The following is a 24,981-nucleotide window of genomic DNA, read 5'->3' on the forward strand; positions in this document are numbered from 1 at the left end:
TAGTCGAGCGCTTTGGCGATGTAGTGGAACTTACGATTCAGCACGTTCCGTCTGCGGGAGTAAAGCGTCGTCTCCCCGCCAGTACGCACAACCTCGAGTCTGTAGCCGTCGAGCTTGATCTCATACGTCCACTCCGGACCCTCTGGGATCTTTGTAACGGGCAGGCACTCCATTGACTCGATAAATGTCGCTGTCTGAAGCGGTAATACGCTTTTCCTGGCCATAGTGTTTCGATGCACTTATTCGGGTGATACGCTTCTGGGATGGCGGAGCCCTATAAACTGACGGCCACCCCGTTCCTCTTGCTCGAAGGCGAGGACAAAGGACATTTGGAGACGGTCACCTTTATAGCCACTTCCGAACGCGATACGCAAAAGTGGTGGTCGGTGAACGTGGGTAGCTATGAGACCGATTTTAGTAAACTAGTCCATTCATCGGCCGCCAAGGAGATCGTCAATCGCCTTCGCTCTGGAGAGACTGTCGAGTTTCCTGGTCGCTATGAACTAAGCCAGCTAAAGGGTTTCGGCGGTAGCTGGGGAGATTAGACCAATGTGTGGCCGATACTACCGTCGATCAGACAAGCAACGCATCGCCGAGGCTTTCAAAGTCGGCAAGCTTCCGCCGGGCTTCGAGCTCCCGCCCGACTACAACATAGCTCCAAGTACCTATCAGCCCATTATTCGGGCTGACGCTGAGACCGGCGAGCGCGTTCTTGTCCAGATGCGCTGGGGATTGATTCCGGCCAAGATCGCTGATCCGGATAGTTTCAAAATCTACACAACAAGCAATGCTCGGGCTGAGTCGATTCTCGATAAGCCGATTTGGAAGGGACCCTTCCAACATAGCCGTTGTCTCATCCCCGTTGATGGCTTCTACGAGTGGCTGCAACGCCCTTCCCTGCCCCAACCACCGCCAATCGACCCCGGTGAGCACGGTCTTTTTGGAGATATTCCGGCGCCCCCGAAGAAGTCTCCCAAACCGAAGGCGGGTTCCAGACCCGTCTACAAATTTGAGATGCCGGACGGTGAGCCTTACGCCCTCGCCGGCCTCTTCTCCGAATGGCGGCCACGCAGAGGGGATTTACACCCGCCGCTTGATACTTTCTCGATCGTCACCACCGAAGCAAACGAGTTGATGGAACCTATCCACAACCGCATGCCCGTTATTCTGCACTCGCGGGACTTCGACCGATGGCTCAACGACTACGATGAGTCTCGGCCGCCCGTAGATCTGCTGCGTCCATATGAAGCAGACAAAATGCGCATGACACCCGCCAACAGACTCGTTGGCAATGTGCGCAACAACGGTCCCGAGATGCTGAATAGTGCTTGATACGCGGGAACGCCAATGGGATGCCTAATTGGAGTAGCCAGCATCCTTTTCGGCTATGCAGATTCGGCCCTCTGCCGAGTTCTTCCACGCTGTGTCTGCCTTCATCGCCTCTTTGCATTGTGAAGCGATGTTTCGCGCTACATCTGAGTGCTTCGTTAGCCAGATTTGAAGCCCAGCCACATCAGCCCTGCTCAGGTCTCCAGCACCGGCATCTTCAACCTGTTGCACGATCGTCCGCTGCTGAACGATTGAGGGCTTCGGCTCAGATTTACAGCCAGCTAGACAAATCAAGATCGCTAGAGCTACATAAGAACGGTTCAAGGCACTCTCCTTTTGCTCTTCAAGTTTATAGAAATGAAAAAGGGGTAAAAAGCTTTCTGACTTTTCAACCCTGGTTTTAGTGTTAAAAGCCAATTCCGTAGCCCTCTCGCTCAATTGAGGGGCCTGACGGTTCCGATCCGTTACTGAGACTCGAATCATTGGAAAGCTCCACGTTTGAAAGCTCTGGTTCTTTACCAATGCCGTTTGTCCTGTCCGATATGTAGATTGCGAGGTCGTGAATGTTGGGATTCAGCTTCGTGAGTGCGACTTGCTGCTCCGCGAGTTGGCTGCTCTCGCCGGTTATCAAAACCCGGTCCGCAGAGACGTACTTCGCTGTCTCCACGCTGTAGCCGTGCTCGATGTGGCGGGCCTTTTCGGGGCTAAGCTCAATGTCCTTTCCGTTGTCCAGGCGAACGGAAAGAGCGTTGTCCTCACCGATCCTTTCGACGGTGGCCAAGTCGCCGGAGTGGATGCGGTTTTCCCGGTCGGGCACGGTGAACTGGATGCGATCTCCTACAGCTAGGTCGCGCTCTTCGGCCCGGTAGACGGTGCTCTGCCCCGTCTGCTGTTTTAGGAGCGCCGGATTGTAAGAAGCCTGCTCACCGCTGCGTGTTTCTACGGTGAGGAGATTCTTGGAAATATCGACTGCTATAACAGTGGCCGTGCTGTTATGAATGATGCCATGCTCCTCTGGGTTTCCCTTCTTGTAGTGGATCTCATCTCCCGGTGAGTAGTTCGCAGCGAGACGGGGATTGCCAAATTCCTGTTCGACCAAGACCGACACTGAGCGGCTCTCGGTGAGTCGGCCCTGTGCGTGTAAATCGTCGCGGATGAGCTGGGTAAGTTCGTGCCGATCGGCTGGATCGGCGGCGACGATGACGGTGCGATCCGGCTGTGCTCCGTAATCCAAGGCAACGGCGGCTAGGCGATGATCTGGGTTCGCGTATTCGTAAATTCGGCCCTGCTGCTGTAGCAGTTCGGTCGCTGTGGCTGGGTCGTTGTTGCGGAATGCCTCAACGGCTAGCCGGGTCTGTTCACTGGAACTCGGTTCCCTGAAATCGAGAGCAGCGGTCTTGCTGATGTCCGTTGCAAGCCGCTCTCCTAGCGTCTCCGCGTTGTTCGTGTAAATGCGGGCGTCTTCTGACGCGCGGGAGATGGCCACATACGCAAGCCGTGTATTGATAAGGCTGTTTGATGATTCTGTATCAATGTTTGCGATGACTCGGCCCGCAGTGAGACCTTGAGAGCTGTGAGAGGTAACGGCGTAGCCGTGATCGAATTGCCGGTACTCCGCGGCGTCGAATGTGACGGTGCGCTCGGCTTTGCCGTCGAGTCGAACGGTCATTTTTTCGTCCTCGAGGCCGAGGACTGTTCCAAGATCGCGGTTCGCAAGCCCGAGGTCTTTGTTGGGCACGGTGAACTGGATGCGGTCGCCGGTTGCGAACTCACGCTCAGTCTCTCGAAAGACATTCACTCCTCGGAGTCGTCGCGGGTCATAGGTAACGCTCGATCCATTTTCCAGCTCGACGGTAAGAGAATTGGCGCGTGCATCAACAGAGCGAACGGTAGCGAAGCTATCGCGCCCAATGCCTTCGGCCTTGCTGCCAGTGGTGTATTGCAGTACCTCGCCCACGTTATATCGCGCTGCCCAAGTACGGTCTGCGCCAGTCATATCGGAGCGGTGGGCAAGGGTGCTGAACTTCTGGCCGTCGTCGGCCAGCGTGCCCTGCTGTAGCAGCTCGCCGCGCACGGCTTCATTGATCAGTTGGCGGCTCTTGTTGTCGGGTGACACGATAATGGTGTTTTCGGGCCGCGTAGCATAATCCTTTGCGATAGCGTTGATACGTTCCTGGCCGTTCGTAATCTCCGAAACGCGGCCCTGCTCGGCCAACATCGCAATTCCCTTCTCCGTCTCATTGTTCGCGAGATGCTGGACGGCCTTTAGCAGCTCCGCGTCTTTTTGCCGCATGATGTTATCCAAATGCGAGGTCTGCATCCCGGCCTCTTGCATCTGTTGAAAGGGTCTGCCCGCATCCACACCCTGATGCTGCCGCGTGTCTCCAATTACCAAGACACGGTCGTCTGGATTGAGCTTGTCCAGAAACGCCAGCATCTGCCGGGTGCTGGCAAGGCTGGACTCATCGAGCAAGTAAAGGTGCTTGATTTCGGGATTGGCGCTTGGGTGATTTTCCCCACGCGCAAGGAAGCTTTGGAGCGTGTTAGCGTCGATCCCGGCCTCGCGGAGCTGCCCTGCCGCCTTTGAGGACGGGGCAAAGCCCTCGACCGTGTAGCTGTTCTTTTCTGCGCCCTCGCGTATGACCTCAAGCGTCGTCGTTTTGCCGGTTCCTGCCAGCCCTTGCAAACCGTGGATTCGGTCGGAAGAGTTTAGAATTTCTTCGATAGCCTTCCGCTGGGAGTCATTGAGGAAGTCGCGGGCGTTGGCCTGCTCTCGGGCTTGCTCTGCACCCATAATCGGCGTGACAGTGTTCCGGCCGTCAAGGACGTGCCGCACGTTGGCACGTTCGGCGGCGATGGTTTCGGGCGTGGTGAAGCTCCGCCCTGAGCTGTACTTCTCTCCTTGAACTGATCGGAAATCTCCGGCCTCACGTCGTCTGTCGAACTCGGACCGAATCTCTCCGTATGTCGCCTCACCCATACCGCGACGGAGCGCGTCTCGAAGTATGGCTCGCTCGTCAGCTACCGCCTCGCGCTCGAAGATGCTCTCGCGGGCGAAGGTAATGGCCTCCTTCGCTTGCGTGCTGTTCTCCTGGCGAAGCTCCTGCTGCTCGGCCCGCTCGCGAGCGGCGGCGACGACCTTCTGCGGCTGGTTGCCAAAATCAGAAGCCATGTCTTTGTGCGCCGTAAGAACTTCTTCGGGAGTGAGCGTTTGCTTGCGGTCGCGGGTGGAGTGCGCTGCAATCTGCGCCGCCTCCGGGCCGCTGTGTCCTGTTTTCTCCAATTGATCCTTGATTTGCTGAGAGCGGGGGCTTGAGGCATCAAGGTATTCCCTGGAGTAGCCTTTGATCTCGGGTGCTCCGCTCTTCCCTGCCTCGATTTCATATCCGAGATTGCGGAGCTGATAGGTAAGCGCTGATTGGTAAACGGCGGTCGCATACTGCTGGCTTTCAAAGAAAGCTCGCTCCTGTAATGCACGAGTGGAACCATCAGCCCTTTCCGTCACATTGAAAATGACCGCGTGAGTGTGTAGCTGTGGTGCAGCGTAGCCGTCCACCGGGCGAGCTGTATCATGCTCGAACTTTGCAGCTATGAATTTACCCGTCTCCTCAGCGGGGTTGTTGCCGCCAATCCGCGCATGTGTGTAACGCTCCAGCTCGTCCAAGGCAGTTGCGACGGCGGCACGGTGAGCATCTCGCACGCGCTCATCACCCCCGACCAGGGCGGTAAGCGAAACGGATTTGGGTGCTGAAAAGGTTGCATCCCATCCGGCTCGATGTTCGACCGCCTTGGTAGTTGTCCCGTCCTCGTTCGTATACTCCTGCGCGAGACGGTGTTTGACCATTTGCTCCTCAGTTTGTGGATGCATCCCTTCGGAGAGGCGGTGGAACTCCGACGGCGAGACTTCACCGCTGAGTCCAAGCGATGCGGCGAGCTTCCCTTGCCACTCGCCTTTCACCGTATCGCCCTGCTTGTAGTAATTCTGTGCGTCAGACGTGAACTCTAGCTTGTGATAGCTTTGCGCCTGACTCGAAGAAAGCGCTTTGGAAATAGTGAGCATGGGCGTTATGGCCTCAACTCGAAGGCGGGACCGTCCAGCTCAGTTGTGCCGTTGGCTACCATGATCTGCTCGGCGGTTTCAGCTTGGCTTGTTGTATCGGCTTCTGCAGCTAGCGCGAGTGTAGAGGTAGGCGCGAGCCGGTTCTTCTCGTCGGTGCGGGCTGGTCCAAATTCGTTTTCCTTTGGCCAAGGGATAGGCCGCTGTTTTAGCGCGTGAGCGATCGGAGCGCCGCTGGAGCTGTCCGCCGTTGGCTGAGTTGCCGTACTCTCTGGCTCGGTTTCGACCGTCTCGTCGTCGTCTTCTACTTCAGTGTTCAGGTATGCAGCGCGGCGTGGTTCTAAGGTGTCGGGATCAAAACCCATCCCTCCGTCCGCGTACTTCCGTGGTAAGAATCCCGGCGTCGGAGTCGGCAGGTCTAGGTAGTCAAAATCAAAGCGGGCGACGTTGTTTCCCAGCTTCAAATACGCATGTCGGTCGTCCAGTCCGCTAATCTCAGAACCCATGACAAGCGGTTCAATCTGGCGATCAAGGCTGAAATTATGTCCTGATCGGGTGCCGTCGTACTTAGTCTCTTTGAGCCGTTCGATTTCGACTTTGCCTATCGCTTCAGAGATCCACTCGGCTGCTTTTGGCTCGGCAGTCTTCATGAATATTTTGGTCGCGGGCTGGGACAGCATGACCTCGGCCAGATGGCCATAGATTACTTCAAGCTGGGCTTTTCCTTGGAAGCCCAACACGAGCGGATTTTTGCTCTTACGGTTCTCGGTGATTGCTGTGTGGAGTTGGGGAAGCTTCTGGAGGCTGGCCAGCTCGTCGATCACAAACCAGACCTGTTTCTGTCCGGGCTGTGGGGCGCTCAGCAGGCGCATAACGAGCAAATCTATCCAAAGCGAGTGGAGCGGACGGAGTGTTTCACGCTCGGGCGGGCGCGAAGTGATGAAGATCCAGCCTTTGCGCTCCAGTGACCAGGTGCGGGCACTCCACGTCCGTTTTGCTTGGTCTCGCTCTGGCAACAAGCGGAAGGATTTTGCTACCAGTCCGAGGGAGGCGAGTACGCCTGCTCGCTGTGGTCCGGCCTTGCGGTCGATATAGAAGCTCATCTCCGTACCCGCTACTAGCCTCTCCAGCGTCGTGCCATCTGCCAGCCATTCGGCAAGCTGATGCGGAGACGGACCTTTCTTGAGGAGGTGAGCGAAAATCTGCGCCGGAGTCTGATGAAAGAACTCGTCCTTGCTGTCCGTAGTGGGCTGATAAAGTGATACCGCGATTGCATCGGCTTCAGCATTTGTGGCCATCTCTTGCGCTGGACCCCAATATGGGCAGCGCTCGTCCAACGGGTTCAGAATGATGTCCCCGCGCGCCTCATCGTAGAACCGCTGGACGTACTCGCAAGCCGGATCATAGACGATGGCCGAGTCACCACGGCCTCTGATCTGTCGAAGAATTTGCATGATGAGCTGCGTTTTTCCAACACCGGTGTCGCCCATAATCTGAAAGTGCTGTGCCTCCTTTCGTTCTGGAATACGCATCATCTTTCCCAACTCTGTCGTTTTAAAACCGATGCCATCTCCCTTTGCCGCTCTATTGAAGTCGGCGGGCGTTAGCATGACAGGGCCGCGCAGGACGCGACCGTATTTCATCTGCCGGAAGCGTTTCAGGTCTTTGGGAATCGCGAAGATTAGCATAGCGACTAGGCACACGCCGCTCTCGATCATGCTCACCCGAAACAGTTCTAAAAACCCTTTGTCGTTGTAGACCGCGCCCCTTAGCCAGCGGTGCATCGCGCCGTCTGTGAGCTTCTGAGATGGGCCACGATAGAACCAGCTATAGCCTTGTGCCTGGGCCAGCTCGGAAAGTCCGATCGGCACAGTCTTACCGCTTGGAAGAGTTGTTTTACCATCAGTGAGGTCAACTGGAAGGGCGAGTCGTGGCTTCATTTTTGCGCCAGCAAGATATACAAGTCGATAGTTCCCGTGTGAGTTGAAAGCTGACCCCGCCTGCGACGATACATACTCCATGATGTAGCTCTGCTGAAGCGGCGACATGGAGAAATTCAGGCGCTCCCACATGAAGAACAGCGTGCAGAGCAACGCCATTGCGAGCGCGGAATAGCTCATAATTGGCGCGTGCGGTGGCCAGATGATCGTTTCTTTACGTCCCCATTGCGATGCCATGTTTATCGTCCTCCTGCGTTCTCTTCGCTGTATTGCCGGCGTACTTCCTGCGCGGCTTTCCGTTTCTCTTTGCGTACAGCCGCCATAACTTCAGTGACCCATTCCGGCGATACTGACTTGCCTGTGATGAGGGGCTTGAAGAGGTTCACCATTAGCATTCGTGTGGCTACCAGCTCCGTAAAAAGGGCGTCAGCATCATCTCGTCGCGCTTCGCGTAGAAGAAATTCACGCGCCCACTCGCGCACCGTCGTGCCCTGGGCCGATGCCACATCTTCAAGCTCTCGTGCTTCATCCTCTGTGAAGCGTATGGCGATGCTGCGGACACGCGACGGTCGCCCGATTCTCTGTCTAAGGCGCTCCTGCATATCGAGAATTACTTCGGTCACTGGAACCTCCTATGTGAATGTTTCCGCCCGGAAACACAATGATTCCGCCCGGAAACGTTGTCTCTGTAAGTGATTGCTGCGACAGACGTTTCCGGCGGGAAACATCTGTCGCTCTCCACACCACCCTCCAAGGGATGGAGTGTCATCATTCCTCATGTGCGGAGCACATCCGCCTCGTCGTTTGCTGTTGTTGTTGCATTTGTTGTTGCCGTTGCTGTTGTCTCTACGAAGTGCAGCGAAGTGATGCAGAACTGGAGACGTGAAGGAGACGCACCCTGCGGGTGCTGCTACTTTGCGTCGGAAGCGACGCTCTTAGCGCCGTTTCGATTGCCGTTTTTCATCGCGGTAGGAGTGCCCGGAGCCTTCTTGATTCGCAACGATGCTGGCACATGAACATCAGGCTGCTTATCAAGGTGTTGCTGAAAGTCTTTGTCTTTGGTAAATATGTATTCCATTCCCTTGTCCACCACTTCATCAGCAGAAACATTGAGGAAAGCCGCATAACGGTCAATCATTTTTGCGGTTGACTCTTCAAGTTTTAGGGTGGCGTCGATCTTCTTGGAAGCCTTCACAGTGAGCAATGCCATGCGTTTGTCTCCTTGGGTTTATGCAGCGTTTGGAGTTGAAGCGCTGTAGATGACTTCCGTCTCGAAGCGCTGTTCGTTGTAGTCGTAGCCGTTGACAGTGATAAGCTCTCGAACCTGACGGCGACCGTTGGCAGCGCGTTCGCAGTAAAGAGTGAAATCGATTGCCTCAGCCGTCTCGCTACGCATGAAAGCGTGATTGAGATTTGGTCTCGCACTGAGAGCTAGGTTGGCGAGACGGTTCAAAGCATCCCATGCTGACTTCGCATGGATCGTTGACAATGTTCCGCCGTGCCCTGTGTTCATCGCTTGGAGGAGGTCATAGCCGCACTCGTTGCGAATCTCACCCATGATGATCCGGTCGGGCCGGTGACGCAGAGCTGCCGCCAGCAGCTCGCTAGGTGTGACGGCCACCTGACCGGGAATTGCTTCAACTGCCTCCCACCGAATTGCGTTTGGCTGTAGAACTTTCAACTCTGCAGGCTGCTCGATGATGCACAACCTCTCACTTGGGGGAACATGATCGAGTAGCGCTTTCATGAGGGTTGTTTTGCCGCTGCCTGTGCCGCCAGCAATGATGCCGTTCTTGCGCTGCATCATAAGACGGACGACTGTATCCCTCACCTCTACGGGCATACTTCCCGAGGCAATAAGCTCGTCCGACGTGAACCACTTGTTGAACTTTCGGATGGTGAGGGTAGGACCGTTGATCGAAGATGGCGGGCCTACGACAGCGACGCGGGAACCATCGGGGAGCCTTGTATTGAGAATGGGGTTCTGCGTTGTGAGGTCTTGACCCAAGATTCGAGCCACACGCTCAATCGCTGCGGTTAGTCTCTCGTTGGTGTATGGAGTTGAGAGTGTGATCTGTTCGACAACACCGCCCTTATCCGCATACACCCCGGTCGTTCCGTTGATCATCAAGTCAGAGATTGTTGGATCTAGGAGAAGCACTCGAATCTCTTCTGGAAAGAACGGGAGAATGAGGTCGTAGCTCACCGAATTGCTCCTGATCCTGCCCCAGGAATGGTGGGCGTTGTTATCGCGCCAGGCACAAGGGTCTGTGCTACTGGCCGCGGGTTTGCCGTCGAATCTGTAATCGGCTCTATACCGATCCGGTTCTCGTGAAACTCGGTGATGGTCATGCCGAGAGGGTTGATCGTCTCGAATTGTGGAAAGACACGGGACTGGTCACTTACCTGCTTGGGATTGAGGTAGTATGTGACCGAAAGCATCCAATGCTCTGTACGTGGTTCGTGCGAGTTACGGACGGAATAGAGTTTGTCGATGTTGACCAAGGCCGTTCCCTTGGACATGCGAACGCCCTGAATCTGTTCCTCTGACATGCTGGTGATCGTGACATTTCGCACTTCCACATCGCTCTGCTCGATCTGTCCGGCCATGACCTGAGAGACAAAGTGGTTTCGGTTGTCATCGCTCATCAACTGAGTCGAGAGCTGCTGTGAGAAAAAGAAATAGTTGAGCGGGTACTTTTTGGTGATTGTGTCTCTGTTGATGGTGAAGCGATAGTTAGCCCAATCAGTGAGGTACGTGCGAACCTCGCCCTCGCGTGGACTGTAGTTCAAATCTGTGTATTGGATCGCCTGCGCCCTCCCCATCTCATCTATGCGGATGTAACGGTTCTGAATTGGTTTGTGAGTGAGCGAGACCATAGCTCCAAAGGAGCCAAGCAGCAAGACGGACATGGTGACGATTACGAACCGGCTCATCTTTCGCTCGGCATAGTGCGAGGCGTAGACCTCGTTCGCAATCTCGTCAGTAAGTAACGCTTCCTTGGGAGTCCAGGCAGCGTCAGTGATTGGGGTTGCTTGTGTGGCGGCCATGAGCGGGTGTCCTTTCGATTTGATGTTCTGCCTTGATAAAGCCGAGTGTGGTGAAAATGACTGAGCCAATGAGAATGAGGATCAGACAGGTTCGGAAGATGTAGACCAGAAAGCGCGGAGGAGTAAACGGGATTGTAAAAACAACATTCATGGTGAACCTCACTTACCGCCCCGGAATTTAGCCAGGGCGACTCGCGTTACAAGATTTTGAGCGGAGCCGGTTGCTCCGGCGCCGCCGCCGAAGATAGCTTGGGTCATCGTCGGGATAAAGAGCATGTTGATGATGAACGCGGCGAAAACCATAATGACGGGGATGAGGTTCGCCAACCACATGCCGATGGAATAGTCTCCGTTGAAGGTCTTTTGTAGGAAGGTATTCATAAACCCTTCCCAGACGAAAATGAACGCCGAAGCAACGGCGCGGATCATCGCAAAGCTGAGTAGCACTTCAACGAATGAGTAGAACTTGCCTCGCAAACTGTCAGTCATGTACAGCGGGATAAAGAGAGGGCCAAACAGTGCTGTCACTGCGTAGAAGATGAATGAGCTGACGTTGATCACGAAGAGGATGCCAGCAGCGAGGCCGAGAATGATCTGCACAAGGTAGTAGCAAACCTGTTCGCTGACAGACAGCAGCGAAGGCGAACCTGTCTTCGAGGCGGCTTCGCTGAGGAGCTGAGTGAAGTTTGAGAGCGAGTTCTGATCGAGCACGCTCACGATTGATTGTGCGAGTGCGGAGAACAGGTGGTTGAGGCCGAAACCTGCGCCGGGTAGTGGGTTGACCCAGTAGGTCTCTAGCAGACAGCAGACGGTGAGCCGGAGAAGGAATCGGACGATTTCTCCTGCCTCCAACGGAGTTGGATTGAGGCTGAACGTCATATTGGACGTACTAAAGCTGACAACCATATTCACTAGCTGAAAGAACGCTATGGTGCTCAGCAACGTGATCCCTAGATTCGTGAGCGCTCCGCCATTGGCCGTTGTTAGGGCGGTAAGGTTGTTCGTGAATTGATAAAGCCAATCGGTGCCCGGCAGAGCCAGCGCCAATTCCGAAAAGGTTGTTAGGTGCATCATCATGGCGTCCATTCCGTGGTTTGAGCTGTGCGCTAAAACTGGCTGAAGTCATCTCGTGGAAATGAGGGGTCAAGTTTTATGTGAATGGATTGGCCCCAATGCTGAAGCGAATGATTGGCTCCACAAACCTCCATCAGGAGTCCGAGGGCCAGGGCGCAGGCAGTGAAGGCGAGTAGCGCCGCAATTGGCGGCGCTACATCGGTTGCAAGGCGTTTGAACATCGGCAGTTTCATCGAAGTCAATCCTCTAGGGGAGATAGGTTGTCCACGTGCCGGAATCGGCCACGTTGAGAGTTGGGTTCGCTGTGTGCTGGGCTTGGACGAAACCCCACGTATTCAGATCCTGCGCAGCGGCGTTTCGCTGTTGCATGTTCTGAATGGTCATTTGCTGCGCGAGACAAGCGTGTAGAACGCCCTGCGCTTGCTGTTCGTTGAGCTGTTGCGCTTGGGCTGCGTTGAGGAGATTGAGTTGTTCAATCTCACTGTTGGTAGATGAAGACCCGTCGAGCTGGGCAGACTGAAGGCTTGCCTGAGCTGTGGCGGCATCATTGCGGGCCTGACGGTAGGAACCCACGGCATTGAGGCAATCGGGTGAAGCGGTGTCCGATGCCTCGATCATCGCGAGCTGTGTCAGGTTTGAACTATTCCCTACCGTCTGTGTGCTGAGAATGCCGCTGGTTTCTGGAGTCAAACCAATTTTGGAATTGCTCCAGGCCATGAGTGCGGCACTCTGATTGTTGAGGTTGAGAGCATTCGTAAAACCGTTTGTTTCCCCGTAGGTATTGGGGACCGAAACGGATTTGATCTTGTTCAGTTCCGTTTGCCAAATGGCCTTGGCAGAAAAGTTCTGAACATTGCTCTTGATCGTGTTGTATTGGCTTTGTGCTGTGGTGAGCATTTTGGCCAAAGTGGAGAGCTGCGACACAAGTTGGCCGTAGCTGCTCGGGTCGAAAACGATATCTCCAAACCCGAAAAGGGCAAAGCTGGGGGTAGCGGTTCCGAGTATGACAACGCCTGCAACAATCCACTTGCGGCGTTTTGTGAGCATAAGGTTCATACGTCCTCCTGATTTCGGGAACGGCTGTTACAACGCTGAATCGACGCGATGTTCTGCGTAGGACGGAATCAATATGTCTTGGTTGATGTAAACGCGGGCGCGAGAACCCTCCTTTACTGTGATCACGGGCAGACGATTGAGGAAGTGATTCAATATCTGCTCGGCCTCCATAGCGGACTGCTCGGAGATTCCGTTGCGTATCTGCGTGTCGGCGGTGAGGACGCTACCGTTGTTGCCGATCTGCGCGAGGCCACCCATACCGCCAATTGCGGCGGCGGCGGCAAATGAGCTGAGGAGGTGGTTGTTGACGTTGGTAGCTAGGCCGGTCGTTCCAATGGGATCGAGACCGATGTACTTATTGAGATCGAGTGAGAATCCATCCGGGCAGACTGCGCGATTGAAGACTACGATTAGTTTTCGCTGCTGCTGGCTTCCAACACTCTGCACATTCCCGATAAGGCGGGTGCCCTGCGGTAGCAAAAGCTGTTGATGGTCGTGGGAGTAGTAGTCAGTCGTCAGCATGACAATGATTGGTCCAGGAAGGCCGCCGTCTACGTGGTTGGTCACAACTCCCTCGAAGACTGTTCCCTCAAAAACGCGGTAGAGCCGCCCTTGATACCCGTCGAAGTCGTATGCGGCCATCGGGTCTTTCTTCTGTGATTGCTGCGCGGCGACGTTCTTGAGACCGGCTGGACGCTGCAGCTGCGCTCCCGGACCTCCGTTGTTTGCATCAGGCGCAGCGCTACCGCTGCCGGCCTCGCCAGAGACCGCTATCGGCATGTTCTCTCCGGTATTGGCCGATTGAGGTTCATTGGTGCTGGCCGCGAGCGTAGTTGTGCCGTTGGCTACCGTTCCTCCATGTGCAAAGTCAATGGCTACTGTGTCGCTATTGAGAGCGTCTTGGTGCTGCTTCTCACGGGCGAGCTGTCGCTGCTTTGCTTCTGCCTGCTCTTGCGAAGTGTTCGAGGTGTATTTAGGAGCGTTCGGACTATCTCCGTAGATTGCCTGACGCTGTGCAGCCGTCATGGGAGCTGTGTTCGGCGATTCAGGGCCAGGTATAGCTTGCTCTTGCTGAAGCTGAGCCATTTGCGCGGCGAGCTGCTGTTGACGGATTCGATCGGCCTCGTCACGCTGGGCAAGAAGCCGCTGCTGAGCCTCGAAACTCGTAACCTGCTGAGCATTCGGTGATGCAGGACGCATCGGAAGCGCGCTCCGCGGTGCTTCCTTTGCGCCGTGGTGCAAAAGGTTCCCTACATTGGCAAGCCCGATGATTAGGATGACTGCGGCCAACCCGATGATGATTGGCATCGACTTCTTGATTGCGGGCGTAGCCTCTGGCTGAGCAGGAACGGGGCCGGGATCGTTTACGGTTGGGGGAATCTGGCTTGGATCGGTCATGACGCTAGTTGCCTCCTGTGCGCTTGAACTCGACACGCTTTTTGCCGATGGTGAGATACCCGTCTGAAAGAGATTTGGGAATCGTGTAAAGTCCTTCGTTGAAATCGAAATTGATCAGACTTCCCTTCCCGTCTTTCAGCTCGTAAAGAGCAGGGGTCTCTTGGAACTGACCACGTAAATAGGTGAATTTGTCATCACGCCACACTTGCTGTAGGCCAAGTTCATTACCCTTCTTTTGGTCCCATGTGTAGTCAAAGTGGAGCTGTCCGGGATATTGGCTGCGATACTGCTCCGCCTTAGCTGCTTCAGCCTTACGCTCGTTTGCCGCTTGTACCTCGGCTTCTTGGACCTCCCGCTTCGCCTTGTCCAACTCAGCGGCGGGAACAAAGACAGGCATCGCTGCAAGCTTGTCTTTACCAGCCTGATCGCCGGGCGTGACAAAAACCTTGGAATCGAAATGAGGATCACCGTCGCTCGATACTTCTCTGAGCTGTAGGGTGTATTCGTTCCCGTGATCGGAAACGATATGCACGTCAGTAGTCGTGTTTGCGACTTTTGGTTTGATCGAGATGAATCGGCTAGCGACGTGGCCGCCATCAAACACCCAAGACACGGTATCGCCACCAAAAACAGTAGCGACTTTTTCCTCTGCGGGTAGCAGGATGAGAGTTGATTGAAGGAGTCCGGCCCGGATAACAGGCGGCGTCTCCGTCTCGTGTATGACAACAGTACGTGGTGCGCTCGGCAATAGGGTTGGCGACGTGGCCGCCTGGCTGGTTGTGACTGCGCCAACCGCGAAGCCGGAACTTATAAGCAGGATTGAGATGGTCTTCATAGTGTTTTCCTTGTCGTGGAGTAGTGTGGCGCAGCGGTTAGACAACCTCCCCTTGGGCAAACCGCTCGATGCCCTCGGTGAGTCCGTACTTCTCGATGAGTTTGGTCCGGCGTACCCGGTCCTTTGGTTTAGTGGAGAATTTGGCGTAGCTTCGGTTGTCGAGATTGAGCGTGACAACCTTAGTCAAGCCGTCGCGACGAACGTAGAGCCCTTCACGGTCCCGCAGTGACTCGAATAAATCGAGTTGCTGGTCGGTGAGCTTGAAGAGTTCGCCGTAATGCTTTCGGTTGAAAGTAGCATCCGGTAAAAAAAGGAAAGAGGTGCAAGAGTTGACAACGCTGTCTGCGTTTTCTCCCAGGTCATTCGCAGATTGGCCAATCAAAGTCACGCCGCCGAGGTTTTTGCGAACAGTTTTGATAGAGGCAAGCGCAGAATCTAGGAGCTGCTTGTTCTTCATACTGGAGAAAATCTCCTCGATGAGAACGTGCTTCGGGACGCCTAGATTTGCTGGGTTGTAGAGCACATCGTCAATGCGACGAAGTATCCATACCATCAGCGGCTCGATAAGGTCGGCGTATTGACTGTTGTTCACTCCTTGGAAATCGAAACACTGAAGACGTCCAAGGGAAAGCTCGTCTTCTACGTTGTCGAAGATCGCGGCATAGACACCCTTCCCTACCCACTTGGCCATATAGCGGTCTAGGTGCTTCGGTAGTCCAAGATTTGAGAGACGGCGATTGTGAGGTTCAAGGTGGTAAATGCCTTGCACGGCTTTGTAGATCACATCGTCGTCTTCCGGGCTCAGCATCGCGCCGCCACTTGTGAGCAACAGCTTCTCGAACGAGTAAAGGAATTTGATGTTGTTCTCTGTCGGTTCCAGCGAGAAAGGAGCGGCGCGGGGGCCATCCTTGCCAACTCGGGTCACTTTGCCACCGTAGAGTTCTACCTGACTCTCGTAGGAACCGCCGATATCAAAGATGTAGGAGAAACCGTCGTACTTCCGCTCCAACGCAAGCATCTGGTTAGCGTGGACTGACTTTCCGGTGCCAGTTGGTCCAATGATGAGCATGACGCGCACGCCGTTCACGTAGGCATCTTGGAAAAACGGGGTACGGGTCCGCGTCTCAAAGATGTTCAGGTATTCGGCGTCAAGGTCTTCCGAGTACGGGTGCCCGATGTGCGGGGCGAATACAGAGGACATTCGCGCATGGTGGTTCTCACCCAGCCACAGCGGGAAGACATTGAACTTCTGATTCCCCGGAAACATTGTGTAGAACGAAGAAAGGTTTCCAAGCGTCTCTTCCATCACTTGAGCGCGGGCATCAACGAATAGTCGGTGAACGGCTGGAATTGTTTCACGAAGCTGCTCTACGCTTCTGGCGGCGAGTAGCAATCGCATTGTGAATTCACCTTGTGCGGTCTTGTCGAGAGAGCGGATGACTTCACTAAGATCGTCCACGCTGGCTTCAGCGGCTTTGGCGCCAGCCCCTGTCTCTAGCGAAGCAGTATCCCTACCGCTCATCACGCGGGCGAGAACACCTACCTTGAAAAAGGAGATGAACTTTTCTTGCGACGAAATCTCCGATCGCGCTGATGCTGCCGACTTCGGCCTCCAGCTCGTGCATAGAACACTGTCGCAGTCGAGCGTCATCAAGCCTGAAAACTGACACGGTCTTGAAATTTCCGGTGTATTCATCAGGGAGAACATCTGGACATAACGCTTCCCTACCCGGAGATGGTCACTGTGCCACGACAGCGGGCTCTTTACAATCTGTCGGTCCACTCCGGTATCACGGATGAGACGGTCGTGTTCGCACCACGGCTCTAGGTTGAAGAGATAAGAAAAGAATGGGAACGCCTCGACTTTTTCGAGAAGCCGTAGGCCGACCGCTGAATTTAGATGTGATTCTAGGATCGTCGCGCTTTTTTGAAGACTCGACAGCATCCGCGCATGATCCTCCGCCTTCTCATTGGGCTTTCGTTCAAAAGGGTTTTTCTGCGACGGCTCGAAGGTGAGACACCAATGCAGGTCAATTCTGCGAAACCCTGCTGTCTGATCTAAGAACGCGAGACGGTCGTTTACAAATGTCTCGGTGACGGGATTGCTGTACTTCTTTTGGCGCGGAATCTCAAAACCTGAGAGAACGCGGGCGTACTGATAGAGGCAGGAACCTTCAGGCAATCCGCGTAGTGCGCCCTCGATGGAACGCACTCGCGCTTCGAGTTCTGGATCGGTCAAGCTCTCCTCATCTATGCCGGTTAGAGAAAACAGGCATCCATAGCCGCCTGTTTTCAGGGCGAAGAGGGTCGGGGTCACGAAACGAGAAATCGGCACGATGCTGCAACCGGCTCCAGCTTTCGCGTACCAGGGCGTATGGCGTCTGAGTTCAGTTTTCTTTTCGGGGGTCATAGTAGGGCTTCTGGAAAAGGCTGTGGCCCCAAAGCTCGAACATCTTCGGGTGCTTGCGGACGGTGAGCCACGCAGCAGCTACCAATACTGGGAAGCTGATGAGGGCCAGAATGCGAAAACCAACGAGGAAAACCGTTATCGAGACAAAGACAATAACCATCCACGTCGTCAGTTCCAGACCGGCTTTTGTTCTGGATCTGTTCATCGCCTGATTGATCGGTAACGGTTCCCCTCGTTTGGTCATGGTTGGGCTCCTTACTGGGTAACGGTCTGGCCGGTGAGAGAGCTGATCCAACCAGCGCCCCAGCCGAGAACGCCAGCACCGAAGAGTGCGCCGAAAAGTCCGGGAATCGCATCTTGGAAGCGACCACTCATCATCCGAACGCCAGCGAAGATGAGACCTCCGAGGCAGATGACGGCTCCGGCGTACTCTGCGAACGTTTTGAAGGAGTTCATCGCGGTCGTGGCACCGGAAAAATCAACCGTGCCTTGAGCGTGAGCAAGTGAGGTGAGTGAAATGGCGAGCAGACTCGGTGCGATGCTTCGCCCGAATGTCCGCAGATTCTTCTTGGACAATTTCTGAACCCAGCGTCGCGCCAGGCGTGAGTCGATTGATTTGTTCAAAGTTTTCTCCTTATGAAGCGAATTTTGGGTAAAGGAAATGGGTTGTGCTCTCAAAAGAGCCTTCGTGCAGTGGCTTTTTGTCCTCCTTTCGTGTTGGGCTTTGCGGTCCACAGCCCTATCGCCACGCGGTACAATCCGCCGCCGTGTACACGTTGCTGTGTTACCACAAACTTGTGTAATCATGCACAACTTATAGCGAGTCTTCCGCTTCGTGTCAACACACTTTTCATACCCACAATTTTGTGTACAAGACACAATAAGGCATCTCCACATTTGTGTGTGTGCTTTGGAGGTTGCTAAGATTTTGCAGAGATCGCTATACCGGGAGGTTGCGGTGTGCTCTTATCATCTTGCGCGAGGTCCACATCGACACCGATTCCATGCTGCGATACGACTACAAAAAGTTCTCAGCGGCTTTAGGTAAGCGAGTCAAACTGTTGCGCAAGGAGCGCGGGCTGACCTTGCGCGCACTTGTTGTTCAGCATGGCTTTCACTTGACGCAGATACAACGTATAGAGAAAGGTGATGGTCTCTCAGTGCCGACTCTGCTTCGGATTGCCGAAGTTTTTCAAATACCTGTCGAAGAACTGGTCGCCGGTCTAGGCTTGGTCGAGGGCGGCGAGTCGCGAACAAAATCGTCAAAGAAATAGTTCTCCCTTTCCACAGAGTCTGCAACTCGCTGTTGGCGGTCAGTTACAGACACGTAGTAAATTTGACTTCTACCCTCTAAGCGAGATGAGAGGGGCTCTTTTGGACACCATTGAGCACTTTTTTTTGCAGAGATGATTTGCCAATGACTCGGGCTCACTTACATCTCGTGGACACAAACGGAACCGTTGTTTGTGCAGCGGTCGAAACCGCTGTAGAGCGGTCGTTTCATTGGGTACTGAGGGATTACCCTCAAGTCGATCCGGCGATGATTGCGAACTGGGCTGAAGAAGTAGCTCACAGCATGCAAGAGCGAGCAACGATCCTTATTTCACCTCAACGCTACGCATACTCCGCACTCAAAGGCAAAGTTCGCGACTGGATGAGGAGTGGAGCGGCCAGAGAGCAAGTCGCCGGGATTGGGCGTGACCTTGAAAGTATTGGTGGCCTGAGTGGTTCTTTTCAGGGCGCTATCGATCGTAAAATACTCTTTGAACAACTAAAAGCAACCCTGAATGAACGGGACAGGTATATTCTCGTTCTGCTTTTGCAAGATAAAACGAGCCCGGCAACTGTCGCGAATGCGCTGGGAACGACATACTCCGCAGCCGCGAAAGCCATCCAGCGCGTCAAAGAGCGCTTAGCTTCCACATTGACTGGTGCTCGCAAAATAGATGATCCGGGCCACGGCTCACCACAATTTTGCGAGACGAAAGGGTAGATCGTCATTGAACCCGGATCTGATGAAGGACTTCCTTCTTGAGGCATTTCCGAATCCCGAGCGAAAAGGCTGTCCTGACGACAAAACGCTAGAAGCCCTGGCTGAGGATAGGCTGCCGGCAGAGCATCCGGCCCGCCTTCATGTTGGATCTTGTTCTGAATGTTATGCCGAGTACCGGCATTACCGCTTGGATTGGGAAGAATCGAAGGCCGTCGCCTCTACGTCCAACTCCGAAGCCATTTCTGGCTCTGTCGAGGGGCCGCCTTCCAACTCTGGGCGAGTCCCAAAAACCTCGCGCCTGAGGGTTGTTCCTTTGGCATTGGCGGCCTCTCTGATTGTGATGTGTAGCGGCGGTTATGTAGCATTCAGACACTACCATTCAGCGAACGCTCCGAACGGCCAGGTTGCCTCTGCTCAGCCTGTAAGCGCTACGGTTGATCTTTTCAATAGCGGCACCCTGAGAGGGGCTGATGATGAGACAACCCCGTTGAAAGAGGTCTCATTGCCAGCCGCGATCGTCCACCTTTCGGTTGTGCTTCCCCGCTTCAGCGAAGTGGGCAGCTATAACGTGAATGTGTCCCAAGACAAGACTGGAAGCCAAATCATCGCAACGGGGGCTGGGAATGCAGTTGAAAGAGACGGAGGAAAGGTCTCGGTGAATGTAACGCTCGATCTGCGAGCTGCCAAGCCAGGAGCCTACTTCCTCGCGACTGTGCGAGGCACTGACAACGGCACGTACTACTATCCACTGAAGATTAATTAGCTCTGGTTGCGGCATCATAGGGATGTGGATATGAATACTCCCCCTAGCCATGAGTCGGGCCTGACGGACAAAGCGAGACACGATGTTCTTGAGCGTGTTCTGAAGGCTCTCGAATCAAAATTCTACAAACCGGAACTCCTCGGGCAAGACTGGCAGAACGCGGTCGCGAACCATCGGGCCACAATTGAATCCGCGGCGACGGCTGACGCTTTCGAGCAGGCGATGATGGAGCTGCTGCAAACGCTCAAAACTTCGCATCTGGGTTTTTTCCACGGAGCAGCACGGAGGGCATCAAGTCGGGCGGCACTGAGCGCAACTTACCTCTCTGACGAAACCGCCTACGGCTCACGATGGATTTTTCAAGATGTGCATGACGGGGGAGCTGCAGCCGTCGCATGTGTTGAGCCAGGAAATATCCTCCTTCGGGTGGACGGCAAAGAAATAGTCCCGCCTCAGCACCCGGTGTTCCCGATGGGAAAGACTTCAAACCTTGACATCGTTGCAAACGATGGAACAGAGAGGAGCGTCGTAGTCAATGTCTCCAGGCCAAAGGGTAAGAAACTCCATTTCGTTGAGCCTACCCTTGTTCAATCAAGGAAATTGAGCGACCATACCGGCTACCTCAAGGTCGCTATGTTCCCAGGAATGCTCGGAGTCGAAGTCTCGAACGCAATGTCCGCCGCCATCGCGGAGCTCGGCAATATCGAACGCCTCATCGTAGACCTTCGGGGCAATACAGGTGGTGGCGCCGGATCGCTGCGCCTGATGAGTCTGTTGACCCCAGACCGAGTGCCGGTCGGTTATGCTGCCGATAAACGCTGGGCAACGCGTGATCTGTCCTCGATAAAAACTTCGTTTCCCCGCTTGGGCAAGATTCCCTCATCAACACGCTTCCTCTGGCTGCTGGGTCTGCGATATTTGCCGGCATTCATTACCAAATCTCCTATTGTTCTGGAGTCTGAGGGTTTAGGCTCGAAGCCTTATGACGGCAACATCGTCCTGCTCGTGGATCGCCACACGGCGAGTGCTGCTGAGATGGTCACAGTATTCGCGAAGGAAAATAAGCTCGCGACGATTGTTGGTGAAAAGACTGCCGGTCGGCTCTTGTCTGCAACTTCGGTAAAAGTTGGGCACGGTTTTCGGCTCGCCCTCCCGACAGGGGCTTATTACACATGGAGAGGTACTGCTCTTGAGGGCAGCCCGATTGAACCTGATGTGATCAGCGAATTCGATTGGCAGGACAGAAGACATGGCAACGATCAGCAGTTTGAGACGGCACTAAAGGCCGTAAGTGGCGAATATCCGGTTAGCTCCCCACAACTTCGATGAGTGCATTGCCCTGTTACCGTCATTTCAGAATGGCTGCATTCGTTCGGCCTCTCCGAAGATCTCATCATCCCCGCCCTAGAAGGCTTCGGCCTCGAAATCGTAGAGCAAGTCGCGATCCCGGTTACATCTGAAATTCCTTTTGCGTTGAGAATGCTTAGCTAACCAACAAAGAAGCCATCGTCGTTCTACTTTCTGGCCTGGGACTCAATTAGGCGAATTATTAGACAAAGGATGAAAAAGTTAACAATTGGACCGAATAGCAACACTATAAAATTTAGGCCGTGGTGGCCGGAGCCATACCAATAATTCAGGAGTTCGGTCCAAGGAAAAGAGGCGTAAGCAATCACCAAAGAACCGACTGCATAAACACCTAATGACAATAGGAAATCAAATTTGACCGCCAAAATAACACCCATCCAAGATAATGCGACGAGTCCAAGGTAAGAAAACACTAGTGCTTTACCGATCGTCCTTTGGGGTAGAAATCGCAAGTCGAACCTCGTAAACCGAATTTGGAGTTCGCCGTCATCTCCACGCTATCAGCACGAACCGTCCGGAACAATTCTCAGTTGGTGCAAAATCGCCATTGCGCTCAGCGACAGCTCCGGGGACTTGTCTATCTGTGGGTACCGCCCGTCTCACAATGTGCCGTTTGGGTCTCCGACAACCTGGAAGCTCGCCCAATAGTACGGCGGCACTCCCTTGTCTAGCAGCTCCATTTGAGCAGCACGAAGAGCGTCTACTTTCCTTTGGTGGTTGGCGAGCTGTGAGTAGAACTGCGCCATCAGGTGTTCGGTGGTGTGGTCCTCCAGCTCCCAAAGCGTGGACACAACGGAATCGGCTCCTGCCTCGATAAAGGCGTTCACAAGGTTTGCTACACCCGTTTGTCCAACCGGCCCGACACCGGTATTGCAGGCTGAGAGAGTGACCAATTTCGCTTTCAGATGGAGGCCGCGGATTTCGCGCACTTGCAACAAGCCATCCTCTGCGCTGGTTGTTTGTTCCGGCGCGAATACCAACGCTGATCGGTCGGGATAGTCTAGGTCGGCATACCCATGAAGAGCAAGATGTACAACCTCCGTACTCTCCATCGAGACTTGCTTGAAACGCGATTCCGTCGCGTCTGCTCCTAAGAGGATCGTGCTTGGATGTGGCAGGTCGCCCGCAATTGTTTCCACTTCTTTCTTGCTGTCTGGGAGCGGTATAAGCTGGCTGCGTTGAGGTCCGTTTATAGCTCTTAGAACCGGATTCCGGGTGTCGGCAGGTTGAGTCCATGCAGCGACTCCGATGTACGGCATGGCAACCGCTTCCCTGCTTTCGCTGCGTCTCGATAGCAGCTCGTAGACCGTGGACGAAGGTGCCACATCGACAGTATGGGTCTTGAGGACGTAAGCGGTGTTATCAGCAAGCGCCGAAAATGGCAGAAGATGAAGTGAGCCATCGGGAATAATCACAAGGTCTGCTTTTTCGCTGTACTGCTTGATTGGCTCTATTAGTTCCGAAAAGAGATGCTGTGCGAGAGCTCGATCTTCCTTCTGATCGTGAATTTCCTTCCTGTAGCGGTTGGCGTCTGCTTCAATCACGCTCTTGGAAGGCAACTGGTAAGGCGTCACAGTCTCGCGTGTGATGGCGAAAGCATAGGAGTTGGGTTCTGCAAGCACGTATTCGATCAGTAGGGCGTTTGCCGATAGGCTGCGCTGCAACTCCGACAAACGAACTGGATGCGCGATGGTCTGCTGCGTTAGCGCGCTGGGGCTGATCCGCAGCTCAGTGTTGTATATCGCGCTCGTGAGCGCTTCCCTTCTAGCGGGGTCGTCGGTGTTGATAAGGGCGACGTTTAGATCCGTCAGTTCCCTTTCTTCCGGCGTGGGCGCGTGAACGGGTTGGCTCGTGTGGTGTTCAAGTGCCTCTGTTTCGATACGGCCACGCACTTTCTCTAGCATCTGTAATGCTTCGTTGTAGTGCTTTTGAGCGCAAAGAGAAGCGAAGTAGCCCGAGTAAACATCGCTCATCTCCGCAAGTAAGTATCGTTCAATGTTCGTTGTCGCGGCGTGCTGGATCATTTCATCGACCAGGGCGACACTCTTTCGATAAAGAGTGTCTGCTTCCTGGGTGTTGCCCATCTTCTCAGTAATCTCAGCCTTGATTGCGAGATTGCGCGGAACTAGGTAAAGCTCGTCGGCAATGTGGGTGTTCGCTGCAATGGCTGCGTTGATCGCGCCCAAAGCTGCGGTAAGGTCGCCGGTGTGCTCGTAGGCTTGAGCAAGCAACCCTCCTGCATCCGTTACCCCGCGATAGTTCTCGGTTTTTTCTGAAATCGAGACTGCTTGCTTGTAATCCGGGATAGCAGCGCTCCACTCTCCTCGCTCTCGGTTGATGGAGCCACGAGAGATGTAAACTTGCGCCTTATGCTGTTCGTAAATGGTTCCCTGAAGCCGCGAGAGAGATGCGTTGGCAAGAGCCAAGGCTGAATCGTACTGTTTCAATCCCGCGAGCGCGTCGATCTTCGCGTAAACCGCTATCGTTGGGTATGCGAGAGCTGGATTCGACTCTGCAATCTTGATTGCCTGATCGAGCGGAGTAAGAGCCTCTTTATAGCGACGAAGCTGCACAAGTCCAGCTCCGAATACGCTTGCATAGCGGACGGTCGCGGCGGGATCGTGTTCGACTTTTGAAAGTCCCCACGCTCGCACAACCTGCTTCTTCGCTGTATCGGTGTCGCCAAGGATAAAAGCGGCGATGCCCTGCTCACCTTCAGCTCGTGAGGCAAGTTCGAAATGGCGTTGCTTCAATGCAAGCGCCTTTACTTCCTCCCATGTAGACCGTGCCTGTCCCGCGTCGTAATTCGTCTCCAGCATTCCCCGGATTGTGAGAATACGGAGTCTGGTTTCGGCCTCTTGAGCTGCAGGGCTTCCCAGGTCTTGGGTCAGTTGGAAGATTTTGCCCGGAACACTACCCGATTCGTCTGGTGGGACCTGGCTCACTTCGGCATACAGCGCTTTGGAGTGTTGCTTTTGAGCGTCGAACAGATGCTGCGCTCTCGCGTACAAAGGCTGTGCATCTGCCCAGCGATTCCCCCACGCTAAGGTATCGGCCCTGTCGAGCAAGCCTTCCGCTGACTCAGGGGGAGCGGAGCTGTGGTGCGGTGAAATCAGGTAAAAGTAAGTGCTTCCAAGGACTACGAGTGTGACACCGAAAACTGCAAGAATCCTTTTGCCCCAACTGGCTCGCGACATGGCATCATCTTATCGAAGATGTACACATATTTGTGTGTAGGAAGCTCCCTTGTCCTCAGTACCTGCCGCGAAATCACGTATCACTCGTTCTTCGTTGTGCCAGCCAACCTCTCTAGGTGGAATCAAGGCGATTAATAGAGAGGTTGACTGGCACGCCCACGGCCTAAATGATTTGTTTGCATCATTTCCGTTGCATTTTCCACACCTACCCTTCAGTGTTTTTGCCAGCGTACCTCTCGATCAGTTGAAATTCGCTGAATTGGGGTGTCAAAACTTCCGAATTAGAGAGGTTGGCTGGCAAAAAGAGGGTCTTGGGGTGCTCAAGACGGGTTCCGATTGGATTTGGGAACACCATAGAGAGGTCCGCTGGCAGCAAGAACAGCGTAGAGAGGTCCGCTGGCAGCAAATAGAGAGGCTCGCTGGCAGAATAGAGAGGTCTGCTGGCATTAAGCGAGAGGAACGCTGGCACAGGTAGTGAGAGGTGTGTTGGCAGCTCTAGAGAGGTGCGCT

The 24,981-nt window shown here is 54.4% G+C and carries 21 protein-coding genes and 1 pseudogene; 6 read left to right on the forward strand and 16 right to left on the reverse strand.

The genetic code is table 11. The annotated features are described in order from the left end of the window. Window positions 1-224: pseudogene (locus RBB75_RS20460) on the reverse strand (hypothetical protein); the annotation flags it as partial. A gap of 39 nt (window positions 225-263) precedes the next feature. Between RBB75_RS20460 and RBB75_RS20465 the strand changes: the two are divergent. Both RBB75_RS20465 and RBB75_RS20470 read left to right on the forward strand, forming a co-directional pair. Next, window positions 264-545, forward strand: coding sequence for a hypothetical protein (locus RBB75_RS20465; protein WP_353070436.1), 282 nt, complete (start codon window positions 264-266; stop codon window positions 543-545). Between the two features lie 4 nt (window positions 546-549). Then, on the forward strand, window positions 550-1,332 hold the full coding sequence (locus RBB75_RS20470; RefSeq protein WP_353070437.1) for an SOS response-associated peptidase: 783 nt from the start codon (window positions 550-552) through the stop codon (window positions 1,330-1,332). Between the two features lie 24 nt (window positions 1,333-1,356). Here the strand turns inward: RBB75_RS20470 and RBB75_RS20475 are convergent, their stop codons facing one another. The 14 genes from RBB75_RS20475 to RBB75_RS20540 form a co-directional block, all read right to left on the reverse strand. Continuing rightward, entirely contained in the window at window positions 1,357-1,746 is a 390-nt protein-coding gene (locus RBB75_RS20475) for a hypothetical protein (RefSeq protein WP_353070438.1), read from the reverse strand. Beyond that, the gene (gene mobF / locus RBB75_RS20480; RefSeq protein WP_353070439.1) at window positions 1,736-5,389 is read right to left on the reverse strand and encodes a MobF family relaxase; all 3,654 of its coding nucleotides are present in this window, start codon (window positions 5,387-5,389) and stop codon (window positions 1,736-1,738) included. The genes RBB75_RS20475 and mobF overlap by 11 nt, the downstream gene beginning before the upstream one ends. Before the next feature lie 5 nt (window positions 5,390-5,394). Further along, window positions 5,395-7,563 carry a type IV secretion system DNA-binding domain-containing protein gene (locus tag RBB75_RS20485; RefSeq protein ID WP_353070440.1) on the reverse strand — a complete coding sequence of 723 codons (2,169 nt, stop codon included), beginning with the start codon at window positions 7,561-7,563 and terminating at the stop codon, window positions 5,395-5,397. A 2-nt stretch (window positions 7,564-7,565) separates the two neighbouring features. Next, the gene (locus RBB75_RS20490) at window positions 7,566-7,949 is read right to left on the reverse strand and encodes a hypothetical protein (protein WP_353070441.1); all 384 of its coding nucleotides are present in this window, start codon (window positions 7,947-7,949) and stop codon (window positions 7,566-7,568) included. Between the two features lie 287 nt (window positions 7,950-8,236). Then, on the reverse strand, window positions 8,237-8,536 hold the full coding sequence (locus RBB75_RS20495) for a hypothetical protein (RefSeq protein ID WP_183816651.1): 300 nt from the start codon (window positions 8,534-8,536) through the stop codon (window positions 8,237-8,239). An 18-nt stretch (window positions 8,537-8,554) separates the two neighbouring features. Beyond that, window positions 8,555-9,532: a CpaF family protein gene (locus RBB75_RS20500; RefSeq protein WP_353070442.1), complete on the reverse strand. Its 978-nt coding sequence runs from the start codon at window positions 9,530-9,532 to the stop codon at window positions 8,555-8,557. After that, window positions 9,529-10,377, reverse strand: a complete 849-nt coding sequence (locus RBB75_RS20505) for a VirB8/TrbF family protein (protein ID WP_353070443.1) — start codon at window positions 10,375-10,377, stop codon at window positions 9,529-9,531. Before RBB75_RS20505 ends, RBB75_RS20500 begins: the two co-directional genes overlap by 4 nt. Before the next feature lie 159 nt (window positions 10,378-10,536). Continuing rightward, window positions 10,537-11,463 carry a type IV secretion system protein gene (locus tag RBB75_RS20510; protein WP_353070444.1) on the reverse strand — a complete coding sequence of 309 codons (927 nt, stop codon included), beginning with the start codon at window positions 11,461-11,463 and terminating at the stop codon, window positions 10,537-10,539. A gap of 234 nt (window positions 11,464-11,697) precedes the next feature. Beyond that, complete coding sequence (locus RBB75_RS20515; RefSeq protein ID WP_353070445.1) at window positions 11,698-12,507, reverse strand: hypothetical protein; 810 nt, start codon at window positions 12,505-12,507, stop codon at window positions 11,698-11,700. A gap of 27 nt (window positions 12,508-12,534) precedes the next feature. Continuing rightward, a complete protein-coding gene (locus RBB75_RS20520) occupies window positions 12,535-13,905 on the reverse strand; it encodes a TrbI/VirB10 family protein (RefSeq protein WP_353070446.1) in 1,371 nt (456 codons plus the stop codon). Window positions 13,906-13,909: 4 nt separating this feature from the next. Next, a complete protein-coding gene (locus tag RBB75_RS20525; RefSeq protein ID WP_353070447.1) occupies window positions 13,910-14,740 on the reverse strand; it encodes a TrbG/VirB9 family P-type conjugative transfer protein in 831 nt (276 codons plus the stop codon). Window positions 14,741-14,777: 37 nt separating this feature from the next. Next, a complete protein-coding gene (locus tag RBB75_RS20530; RefSeq protein ID WP_353070448.1) occupies window positions 14,778-17,150 on the reverse strand; it encodes a VirB4 family type IV secretion system protein in 2,373 nt (790 codons plus the stop codon). Continuing rightward, the gene (locus RBB75_RS20535; protein WP_183816635.1) at window positions 17,128-17,394 is read right to left on the reverse strand and encodes a VirB3 family type IV secretion system protein; all 267 of its coding nucleotides are present in this window, start codon (window positions 17,392-17,394) and stop codon (window positions 17,128-17,130) included. The genes RBB75_RS20530 and RBB75_RS20535 overlap by 23 nt, the downstream gene beginning before the upstream one ends. An 11-nt stretch (window positions 17,395-17,405) precedes the next feature. Beyond that, window positions 17,406-17,774 carry a TrbC/VirB2 family protein gene (locus tag RBB75_RS20540; protein ID WP_353070449.1) on the reverse strand — a complete coding sequence of 123 codons (369 nt, stop codon included), beginning with the start codon at window positions 17,772-17,774 and terminating at the stop codon, window positions 17,406-17,408. 380 nt (window positions 17,775-18,154) lie between these two features. Here RBB75_RS20540 and RBB75_RS20545 point away from each other — a divergent pair, with 380 nt between their 5' ends. The 4 genes from RBB75_RS20545 (at window position 18,155) to RBB75_RS20560 (ending at window position 21,235) form a co-directional block, all read left to right on the forward strand. After that, window positions 18,155-18,424 carry a helix-turn-helix domain-containing protein gene (locus RBB75_RS20545; RefSeq protein ID WP_353070450.1) on the forward strand — a complete coding sequence of 90 codons (270 nt, stop codon included), beginning with the start codon at window positions 18,155-18,157 and terminating at the stop codon, window positions 18,422-18,424. Window positions 18,425-18,534: 110 nt separating this feature from the next. Continuing rightward, window positions 18,535-19,143, forward strand: coding sequence for a sigma-70 family RNA polymerase sigma factor (locus RBB75_RS20550; protein ID WP_353070451.1), 609 nt, complete (start codon window positions 18,535-18,537; stop codon window positions 19,141-19,143). Between the two features lie 502 nt (window positions 19,144-19,645). Beyond that, window positions 19,646-19,906 (forward strand): hypothetical protein, encoded by a 261-nt coding sequence (locus RBB75_RS20555; protein ID WP_353070452.1) that lies wholly within the window; start codon window positions 19,646-19,648, stop codon window positions 19,904-19,906. Window positions 19,907-19,936: 30 nt separating this feature from the next. Then, window positions 19,937-21,235 (forward strand): S41 family peptidase, encoded by a 1,299-nt coding sequence (locus tag RBB75_RS20560; protein WP_353070453.1) that lies wholly within the window; start codon window positions 19,937-19,939, stop codon window positions 21,233-21,235. 638 nt (window positions 21,236-21,873) lie between these two features. Here RBB75_RS20560 and RBB75_RS20565 read toward each other — a convergent pair. Continuing rightward, on the reverse strand, window positions 21,874-24,471 hold the full coding sequence (locus RBB75_RS20565; RefSeq protein ID WP_353070454.1) for a CHAT domain-containing protein: 2,598 nt from the start codon (window positions 24,469-24,471) through the stop codon (window positions 21,874-21,876). Window positions 24,472-24,981 lie beyond the last annotated feature (510 nt).

The organism is Tunturibacter empetritectus (assembly GCF_040358985.1).
Classification (GTDB): Bacteria; Acidobacteriota; Terriglobia; order Terriglobales; family Acidobacteriaceae; genus Edaphobacter; species Edaphobacter empetritectus.